Annotated in this window: 5 protein-coding genes; 1 reads left to right on the top strand and 4 read right to left on the bottom strand. The window is 61.1% G+C overall.

The window, feature by feature from the left end; translation table 11 throughout:
• From CRM90_RS29455 to CRM90_RS29475, 4 genes are all read right to left on the bottom strand, one after another.
• A partial coding sequence (locus CRM90_RS29455) for a transposase (RefSeq protein WP_142391492.1) occupies positions 1-307 on the bottom strand: 307 nt, incomplete at its 3' end.
• A 114-nt stretch (positions 308-421) separates the two neighbouring features.
• Positions 422-1,621, bottom strand: a complete 1,200-nt coding sequence (locus tag CRM90_RS29465) for an NAD(P)/FAD-dependent oxidoreductase (RefSeq protein ID WP_102810382.1) — start codon at positions 1,619-1,621, stop codon at positions 422-424.
• Positions 1,618-3,006, bottom strand: coding sequence for a cytochrome P450 (locus tag CRM90_RS29470; protein WP_102810383.1), 1,389 nt, complete (start codon positions 3,004-3,006; stop codon positions 1,618-1,620). Before CRM90_RS29470 ends, CRM90_RS29465 begins: the two co-directional genes overlap by 4 nt.
• Before the next feature lie 30 nt (positions 3,007-3,036).
• Positions 3,037-3,357: a 2Fe-2S iron-sulfur cluster-binding protein gene (locus CRM90_RS29475; RefSeq protein ID WP_102810384.1), complete on the bottom strand. Its 321-nt coding sequence runs from the start codon at positions 3,355-3,357 to the stop codon at positions 3,037-3,039.
• Between the two features lie 115 nt (positions 3,358-3,472).
• Here CRM90_RS29475 and CRM90_RS29480 point away from each other — a divergent pair, with 115 nt between their 5' ends.
• The gene (locus CRM90_RS29480) at positions 3,473-4,477 is read left to right on the top strand and encodes a helix-turn-helix domain-containing protein (protein ID WP_102810385.1); all 1,005 of its coding nucleotides are present in this window, start codon (positions 3,473-3,475) and stop codon (positions 4,475-4,477) included.
• The last annotated feature ends 267 nt before the right edge of the window (positions 4,478-4,744 follow it).

A 4,744-nucleotide genomic window follows, 5' to 3' on the forward strand; every position in this document is an offset into this window, starting at 1 on the left:
TGGACACCCGGCTGAAGATAACGATGGCACGCTTAAGTTCTCGGATCTCCTGCTCGAGCTCGCGGACTTTGCGTGATTCATCGGTCGACACCCCAGGCGCATACCCGTCGTCGATGTCAGCCTGGCGCACCCACGACCGCACCGACTCCACGCCGTAGCCGAGCTGGCGGGCCACCCGCGACACCGTGCCCTGCTCGGTCCCCAATTCGGCCCTCAGCGTGCGGACCATCCGCACCGCGGCGGCCTTCTCCTCCGGGCTGTAACGGCGGCTGGTCGGCTTCTTCCCCGATGAGGATTCCGTGGGCATACCTGCATCCTCGTTTCCAAGGTCAGGAGCCTCCGGGATTTCCAGGGCGATTCAATCTGCGCAGACGGCAGAGTCTGCGGAGTTTCGAGCGCGTGGTTTTGCCGTCGCAGGATGTCAGATCGAGCCGGCGAGGAGGTCTGAGCGGTCAACCCGAAGTTGCTGGCTGATGGCCCGCTTACTGGACATGAAATCTCGAGGACGATTGACGCAGTCGGCGGCGATGAGTTCGCCCTCGCGGAAGTAGAAGCAGCTGAAGTCACGGTCACGCGACGGGTCACCACTGAGCAACAGTTCGTCGTATCCGGCGTTGAGACCGGCAATCTGGAGTTTGAGATCGTACTGGTCGGACCAGAACCACGGAAGCGCAGCGATTGCGCTGTGTTTTCCGCAGATTGTCGCCGCAGCGATCTTGGCCTGCTCGCCGGCGCTCGATACGGATTCCAAACGAATACGCGAGCCGTATCGAGCCATGGTGTGGCTGGTGCAGTCGCCGGCGGCCACGATGTCGGGGTCGCTGGTGCGGGCCTGGTCGTCGATTACGATGCCGTTGTCGACGGATAATCCGGCGGCCGAGGCGAGCTCGGTGTTCGGCACCACACCGACGCCGACGATCACCAAGTCGGCGGGGATCGATTCGCCGTCAGCCAGCACGACCTCCTGCACCCCACCGTTACCGGAGAAGGCTTCGACGAGAGCGTGTGTTCGGATCTCCACTCCCTCGCCGCGGTGGATTCGCGTGTAAAACGCGGAAACCTCCGGCGCGGTGACCCGTTCGAGTACACGCTCGGTTGCTTCGAGGACAGTGACGTTCATGCCGAGCGAACACAGCGAGGCCGCCGTTTCCAACCCGATGTAGCCGCCGCCCACGATCACAACCCTCCGACCCGGTGTAGCGGCGGCACGGATCAACTCGACGTCTGCAGCGGTACGCAGGTAGTGAATTCCGGGAAGATCCACGCCTGGTGTGGGGAGTCGTCTGGCCCTTGCGCCGGTGCACAACGCGAGCTTGGTGTACGTCAGCGTATCGCCGGTGCTCAGAGACACGCGCTTGGCACTCCGGTGGATCGCCTCCACGGTCGCACCCAAGAGTCGAATGTTCTGCTTTTCGTAGAAATCAGCGCCGCGAATCAGGAGGTCGTCGAGGCCGTTCTTGCCGGCCAGGTATCCCTTCGACAACGGAGGCCGGTGGTAGGGCAGTCCCCCCTCGTCGCCGATGAGGACGACCTCACCAGCCCACCCCTCCCTTCGAAGATTAGTTGTCAACTGCGCGCCGGCGTGGCTCGCGCCGACGATCACCGCTCGTTCGGGAGTCATGCACTCGGCCTGGGAGTGAGGCGAACCATCAGCTTGCTGATACCCCTGACGAAATTCGATTGCACATACTCGGGTTCGCCGACCACCTCGATGTTCTCAAAGCGAGGTAGCAATTCCTCCCACAGGATTCGAAGCTGCAACTCAGCAAGTCGGTTTCCCATACACCGGTGCACGCCGAACCCGAACGAGATGTGATTGCGGGCGTTGCTCCTATCGATGATCAACTCATCGGCCCGCTCGAAGACACGCTCATCGCGGTTACCAGAGGCGTACCACATCACGACCTTGTCGCCTTTGCGGATGAATTGCCCGTTCAACATGATGTCTTTTTTCGCGACTCGGCGCATGTACGCCAACGGAGTCTGCCAGCGAATGATCTCGGATACCATGTTGGGAATCAGGTCAGGGTTCGCCTTCAACTTCTCGAACTGATCGGGGAACTGGTTCAAAGCGAGAACCCCTCCGCTCATCGAGTTGCGAGTCGTGTCGTTTCCCCCGACGATCAGCAATACCAAATTGCCGAGGAATTCCATCGGGCGGTCGATGAGATCCTTTGTGTCCTCGTTGGCCTGCAGCATCGTGATCAGATCGAAGCCCGGTTGCTCCCCGTTGGCAGTACGGGCCGCCTTGTCATGCCAGAGAGCGCTGAGCCCCTTTGCCATGTCGACCATCCCACGAAACACTCTGTCGTTGTCGGACGGACCACCATTGGCTTGCTCCATGGAGGTGGCGAGGTCCGACCATTCCACGAGCTTGTGCCGCTGCTCGTACGGGAAGTCCAGCAGGGTCGCGAGCATGCGCGCTGTCAGTTCGATGGAGACGTGGTGCACCCAATTGAACGGCTGATCCACCGGTAGATCGTCCAGCACTTCCTGGACGCGCGAGCGGATCAGCCCCTCCATCTCGCGCAGGTTCTTCGGCGCGACGACCCCTTGGACGGAAGCGCGCTGCAGGTCGTGTTGTGGCGGGTCCATCGCGATGAACATGGCGATGTCCAAAAAGCGGGGCGGTCTCCCGATGATGATGAACGGCTCTGCGGAGAAGGTCTCGTGGTTCTTGTCGACGGCGATGATGTCCGCGTGGCGGGTCACCGACCAGAACGGGCCGAACGGACTGTTGGCCTGGTAGTGCACCGGCGCCTCGTTGCGAACCCGTTCGAAGTAGGACTTCCAGCGGCCTTGGCGGTAGAGGAACGGGTTGCTGAGATCGATGTCGGCGATATCGACGTCCTCGACCGGAGGAATGGGCGTCTCGGTGAAGATCTTCTTACCATTGGTTCCGGTTACCCACCGGCGTGTCTTGTCGTAGAGGTGTGCGCCGCGGATTTGCAGCTCCAGAGGCACGGCGGACTGGGCTTTGGCGGCCACTGCCGCGGGAATACTCATTATTGTTTCCTCCAAATCCATGACGTTGTTTCAGAGCTGGAACTCGGGTAGCTCGACGGTCAAACCATCCCATGCCTCGGAGGCGGCCATCTGGCAGGACAGCCTCGACGTCGGCCGACGCTCGGGGTTCATCGCGAGCATCTCCTCTTCGTTGGCGCCGCAGAGACCCACCGTGTCCGACCACTCGGGAGCGACGATCACGTGGCACGTTCCGCATGCGGCTTCCCCTCCGCAATCGCCGTCGATGCCGGGCACCGCGTTGTTGACCGCGATCTGCATCAAGGACTGCCCTTCGGTCAAGGGAGCCTCGTACTTCTCGCCGTCATGAGAGACGAAGGTGACGACTGCCATGGTTAACTCTCCTCAATCTGGAACTTCTCTGAATTAGTGTTGCCGCGCGTGACCAGCGTCGCTAGACTCGCAGGAGTCAAAGAGTTGTGTTTTTAGCTCACGCGCAGGGAGGCACGTGAAACTCGACGACTCGGGTATGCCAGCGCTGGCTTTCCTGCAGATGCTGGACAGCGAGGCGCTGGGGCATGACGCAAGCAATGCGCTCCGCAGCCTCATGGTTCGCGACCACGTCACCGAGTCGATGTTGGTGGGGCGCGACGCGCAGGTTCCGTTACGGTGGTTCAGGGAGATATACCCCGATTTCGATTGTGATCAGGGAACCCGTCTGGGTTTCGCGTTCGCCGAACACGCCAAACTGACGTCCTTTGGGGCACTTAGTGTTCCCTTGGTCAGTGCGGGCTCGGTAGCCGAGGTTGTCGAGTTGCTTGCTTATCTGCCGGTGATCACCACAGCCCTCAGCCCGTCGTTCCATTCGACGGAACGCGGTCTCACGATCGGGCTCACGGGTCGCACCGGTGCCGCGGGCCTGAACTGCCTGGCCGTCACCTACGGTGGGCTGGCGCTGCTGCGTCTGCTCGACATGCTCGCGGGTGCCGTACCGAATATTGAACTGCATCTGGGTCATTCAGCGCCGGAGTCGTGGGTTCTTCATGACGAAGTGTTGGCGGGTCGGATCTTCTTCGACGCCCCTAGCTCGTTCGTCCACGTTCCCGCGGCCACGCTCGAGGAGGTCTGTCGATTCTCCGATCCTGTTGCGTATCGGATTGCCGTCACCGATTTGCAACGAACTCTCGATCAACGACGTGACACGTCGTTCTCCGAAAAAGTAAGGGACCTGCTGGAGAAAGATCCCGGACAAACGAACATTAGCCGGACGGCGGACGAGCTCTCGATATCCCCGAGCACGCTGAAGCGGCGCCTCAGCGAAGAGGGAACCACCTTTCGCGAATTACGTCAGTCGTTCTTGCGGGAGCGAGCAATTCTGCGACTTCTCGACAGATCGGTGTCTGTAAGCGAGATCGCGGCAGAACTCGGGTACGCGGACCTCACGAACTTCACACATGCCTTCAAACGGTGGACCGGTCGTTCACCGCGCCACTTCAGAAAAACGCGCGACTGAGCGCGCATAGATCCGCCCCGGCGTGTGCCGGGCGTCCGCCGGAACCAGCGGGCTTCACGATCCGGCCTCATCTGCCACCCGGACAGCGTCGAGAAACGACACGAGCGGCGCGGGTTTGGTCATCCCGGCACCCTCTTGTGGAGAGGCGCAACGACTTTCCAGATTATCCATACCGCGCTAGCTTTCGCGCTGGCAGTCAAGGTTGATGTTAGCCCGGATTTTTCGTGGGATGTCGCCTGTAGGGGTGTGTAGATAAGCGAAAGTGCC

The sequence above is a fragment of the Mycobacterium sp. ENV421 genome (genome assembly GCF_002887815.1).
Lineage (GTDB): Bacteria > Actinomycetota > Actinomycetes > Mycobacteriales > Mycobacteriaceae > Mycobacterium.

Coding starts and splice junctions, on each gene's coding strand:
- CRM90_RS29465 (WP_102810382.1), bottom strand. CDS start 1,621: ATGACTCCCGAACGAGCGGTGATCGTCGGCGCGAGCCACGCCGGCGCG.
- CRM90_RS29470 (WP_102810383.1), bottom strand. CDS start 3,006: ATGAGTATTCCCGCGGCAGTGGCCGCCAAAGCCCAGTCCGCCGTGCCT.
- CRM90_RS29475 (WP_102810384.1), bottom strand. CDS start 3,357: ATGGCAGTCGTCACCTTCGTCTCTCATGACGGCGAGAAGTACGAGGCT.